Here is a 4,129-nt window from a genome sequence, read left to right as displayed (position 1 = left end):
CTACAAGAATTCTGTGCCATTTATAAAATGTACTTCTCGGCACATTCTTTTGCTTACAAAATTCATATTTACTTACATTACTTTTTTTATATTCTTCTACTAGCTCTTTCCATTTTTCATTACTTATTCTTTTTTTCTTTTTTTCTAATAGCATCATTAGCCTCTATTTTTTTAGGCTTTTGTTCTACCACTTATTTTTATTCTTGCCTAGATGCCCTTATTTTAGCGCTTACATTAATAATGGTGATTTAGTTACTTTATCTTTAGAAGTTATAGAAGTTGATATTAGAGATAAATATTATTCAAAAATTCCAAGCAAAATATTGTGTAAAAATCAAACAGGCTCTATTGAGTTGATATATTTCAATAAAATACCTTTATATATAAGGCAATATTTTATTGCAGGGACCCATCTTATTATTAGTGGTAAGATTGTTATTCAAAATGGAGTTTATTGTATAATTCATCCAGATATAGTTGTTCGATCAGACGAGAAATTTAAAGTTCTTAATATGGAGGCAGTATATCCAAAGGTGCAAGGCATAACTTCGAAATTGATTTCATATTTGGTAAAAAAAATTACACAGACATTACCATATTGTAAAGATTGGTTGCCTCAAGATTTACTAAAAAAATATAAGTGGAAAACATTTTCTGAATCTATTAGAGAATTACATTTTCCATTAAAAATAAATTTAGAAAATATTAAGGTAGCGAGATCAAGAATTGCATTTGACGAATTACTAGCAAATCAGTTATGTCTTAAGGTATTGAGAAAAAATTTACAAAACAAATCAAGTAAATCAATTAAATTTATTGGTAACTTAGCCTCAAATTTTTTAGCTGAGCTGAAATTTAGTCTAACTAAAGAGCAGAAAATAGCTATAGATGCGATTTCTCAGGATCAATTAGATAATAAGAAGATGTTGAGATTACTTATGGGTGATGTTGGATGTGGTAAAACTGTTGTAGCGATATGCGCTGCATTAAATGCTATTGAGGCTAAGAAACAAGTTGCATTAATGGTTCCAACAGAAATATTAGCTCAACAGCACTGGAAAAATATTATATGTTATACTCAAAGCTTGGGTGTAAAAGTTGATTTATTAGTTGGAAGTTTAAAAAGTTCTGAGAAGAAAAAAGTATTAGAAAATTTAAGTTTAGGAGAAGTTGATCTAGTAGTTGGTACTCATGCTTTATTTCAAGAAAAAGTATTATTCAAAGATTTAGGCTTAGTAATTATTGATGAGCAACATAGATTTGGTGTAAAGCAAAGGTTAAACTTATTACAAAAAGGTGATAATGTGGATTTGTTGATGCTTTCTGCTACTCCAATCCCAAGGACAATTAATATGTTAAATTATGGTGATATGGATGTAAGCATTATAAAGCAAAAGCCAAGATCAAATATGGAAATTGCGACTAGTATGTTATCAAAATCAAAAATAATAGAGCTAGTAGAGAGGCTGAAATTAGTAATTGAAAAAGATGAGAGGGTATATTGGGTATGTCCACTTATCGAGGAATCTGAAAAATTACAATTATCTTATGTTGAAAAAAGTTTTAAATTACTTGATGAAAAATTATGTGATAAGGTTGCTATGATTCATGGAAAAATGAAAATAGAAGAGCGTGATGAAGTGATGCAAAAATTTAAAAGTGGGGAAATTTTAGTGTTAGTTTCAACAACAGTAATTGAAGTTGGAGTTGATGTTCCTGAAGCAACAGTTATGGTTATTGAAAATGCTGAGAGATTTGGTTTATCACAACTTCATCAGTTAAGAGGTAGGGTAGGAAGAGGAGTTTTAAAGTCTTATTGTATATTATTATATGGAAATAAATTAAGTTTAGAGTCAAAAAAAAGGTTAAGTATTTTATGTAGTATTGCTGATGGATTTAAGATAGCAGAAAAAGATTTAGAATTTAGAGGTAGTGGTGATTATTTAGGGTTCAGACAGAGTGGTGAAACTGGATTTAGATTTTTTGATTCACTATCACATTCATCTTTAGTGCCAATTGCAGATGAATATGAAAGCTCTATTGTTAATTCAAATGAGATAGTAGTGGAAGAGTTAGAAATTTTGTTAAAAATATTTGATAAAGATGTTTATTTTAAGGAGAAGAATATTAATTTAACATAAATACAAAGGTGTTTTATTTATTGATTGCCACGGATGCTTATAGCATCCTCGCAATGACAACGTTTACAACAGTCATCACGAGCCCCCCAGGGGCGTGGTGATCCAGAATTGTTGTCACATTTGCATTTTGTTGAAACTTTACTGGGTTGCCACGGATGCTTATGGCATCCTCGCAATGACAACATTTGCAACAGTCATCACGAGGGAGGGACGCCAATCCCAACTTTGGTGATCCATAATATTCAGTGCTTGCATTTTGCTTAGATATTACTGTCTATATTGTCTTCCGCATCATTAGGCTTTAATAGTTCGTGAATATTTTCATCATCATAGTCTTTAAGATCACAGCCACTGTAATGAGGGATGTTTCTATCCTGTAATGCTTTATAGGCAGCAATTATGGGCGCACATTCATCTGAAAAAGAATTGTCACCATAAGTAGTAATTTTTTTGTCGCTTATTTTAAAGCATTCTTTATCATTTGCAGAATTATTGGCATATTTGTATTTTATTGCAGTAGCTTTTTCAATCGGTACTTTATTTCCTTTTTTACAAGTATAATCATAATCATCATATAATTTATTAAAACTTAATCTATGCTTTATATCTAAATTACTGCTATCTATAAAATCTGAAAATTCTTTATGACCTTCATCTACTTGGCCTTTTTCATCTTTATCCACGCCAAGTGAATCCATTAATTTATGAAGATGGTGAATTTTATGGCATTTATCATTTACTTTTTTTTCTAATTTATTGTCTACTTTACCATAACAAGTTGTGTTTTAATCTTTATGAATAATATTATCATCTTCAACTTTATGTTCAGATTTAATGCTGTCAATTTTAGGGTCTAATTTATCGAAAACTGGTGTTGATATTTTTATGTTTTTTGGTGTATTAGTTTCTCTATCGTGACAATTTTCTTTTATAGCTTTATCAATTTCTTCTTCACAACGATCATTTAATTTTAAACTTTGTACTTCTTTTTCTAATTTAACTTTTTCATTATTAAGTTGGGTATTTTCTTTGGTTAAATACTCGTGTTTTACTTTTAATTCTTTATGTTTGTTTTCTAACTCATTTTTTTCTGATTTAGCTTTATTTAATTCAGTTGTTGAATCAGAAGGGACACTTCTATATATTATAGTACTATTTGACTGTGGCTTTCCCTTGTAAAGCGCTGTTTCTCTAAGTTCTTCTTTTGATCTATGCATTTCTTTCTCCTAATTAATTAAAATGATAAGTTAATCCTACATTTACAGTATGTAATTGAAATTTGCCGCTTAAGTTCTGCTCTCTTAATATTGAATTTTCATCAACATGATACTTTGCTTCTATATTTCCAAGATTTACATATTTATAATTAGTGTCTAAGCTTACTTTTTTATTTATTTTGTAATTAATGCCTGCACCAACATTCCATGCAAATTGACTATTTTTATGTGGAAGTACTTCATCAGTTATAACGCCAGCGGTATTTGTTATTGTATGTTTTCCAAAATTGTTAAGTGACATGCCTGCTCCAGCTGTTAAATATGGTGAAAGGTTATTGTTATCATTGAAATTATATTGGAAATTTAACTTAAATAAGTCTGCACGTACTTTATTTTGATAGGTATCTGTTTCATTAGTAAGTTTATTATCCATATTTCTAAAGTTGGTGTAATCTAGATATGTAGAGAGTTTATCATTAACCTTATATCCAAAACCTAAGCTATATAACATTGCATTAGATGGTTTTTTAGATTCTATGTAAGCGCTAAAATAAGGGCATCTAGGCAAGAATAAAAATAAGTGGTAGAACAAAAGCCTAAAAAAATAGAGGCTAATGATGCTATTAGAAAAAAAGAAAAAAAGAATAAGTAATGAAAAATGGAAAGAGCTAGTAGAAGAATATAAAAAAAGTAATGTAAGTAAATATGAATTTTGTAAGCAAAAGAATGTGCCGAGAAGTACATTTTATAAATGGCACAGAATTCTTGTAG

Annotated in this window: 6 protein-coding genes; 2 read left to right on the top strand and 4 right to left on the bottom strand. The window is 29.2% G+C overall.

All coding sequences use genetic code 11. From position 1 onward, the window contains the following. Positions 1-154, bottom strand: a 154-nt coding sequence (gene tnpA, locus EIC27_RS08445) for an IS66 family insertion sequence element accessory protein TnpA (RefSeq protein ID WP_410519450.1), incomplete at its 3' end; no start/stop codon positions are given. 49 nt (positions 155-203) lie between these two features. On the opposite strand from tnpA (EIC27_RS08445), the gene EIC27_RS06355 reads away from it, so the two are divergent. Next, a complete protein-coding gene (locus tag EIC27_RS06355; RefSeq protein WP_126045226.1) occupies positions 204-2,141 on the top strand; it encodes an ATP-dependent DNA helicase RecG in 1,938 nt (645 codons plus the stop codon). 260 nt (positions 2,142-2,401) lie between these two features. On the opposite strand, the gene EIC27_RS06350 is transcribed toward EIC27_RS06355, so the two are convergent. The 3 genes from EIC27_RS06350 to EIC27_RS06340 form a co-directional block, all read right to left on the bottom strand. Further along, positions 2,402-2,839 (bottom strand): hypothetical protein, encoded by a 438-nt coding sequence (locus tag EIC27_RS06350; RefSeq protein WP_126045225.1) that lies wholly within the window; start codon positions 2,837-2,839, stop codon positions 2,402-2,404. Positions 2,840-2,926: 87 nt separating this feature from the next. Beyond that, on the bottom strand, positions 2,927-3,358 hold the full coding sequence (locus tag EIC27_RS06345; RefSeq protein WP_126045224.1) for a hypothetical protein: 432 nt from the start codon (positions 3,356-3,358) through the stop codon (positions 2,927-2,929). A 13-nt stretch (positions 3,359-3,371) separates the two neighbouring features. Beyond that, positions 3,372-3,926, bottom strand: coding sequence for an outer membrane protein (locus tag EIC27_RS06340; protein WP_162298361.1), 555 nt, complete (start codon positions 3,924-3,926; stop codon positions 3,372-3,374). A gap of 46 nt (positions 3,927-3,972) precedes the next feature. Here EIC27_RS06340 and tnpA (EIC27_RS08440) point away from each other — a divergent pair. Next, positions 3,973-4,129, top strand: a 157-nt coding sequence (gene tnpA, locus EIC27_RS08440) for an IS66 family insertion sequence element accessory protein TnpA (protein ID WP_410519448.1), incomplete at its 3' end; no start/stop codon positions are given.

Source organism: Candidatus Aquarickettsia rohweri (genome assembly GCF_003953955.1).
GTDB classification, from domain to species: Bacteria; Pseudomonadota; Alphaproteobacteria; order Rickettsiales; family Midichloriaceae; genus Aquirickettsia; species Aquirickettsia rohweri.
The sequence above is the reverse complement of the archived record's forward strand: the minus strand, read 5'-3'. Positions and strand labels throughout refer to the sequence as shown.

Coding starts and splice junctions, on each gene's coding strand:
- EIC27_RS06350 (WP_126045225.1), bottom strand. CDS start 2,839: ATGGATTCACTTGGCGTGGATAAAGATGAAAAAGGCCAAGTAGATGAA.
- EIC27_RS06345 (WP_126045224.1), bottom strand. CDS start 3,358: ATGCATAGATCAAAAGAAGAACTTAGAGAAACAGCGCTTTACAAGGGA.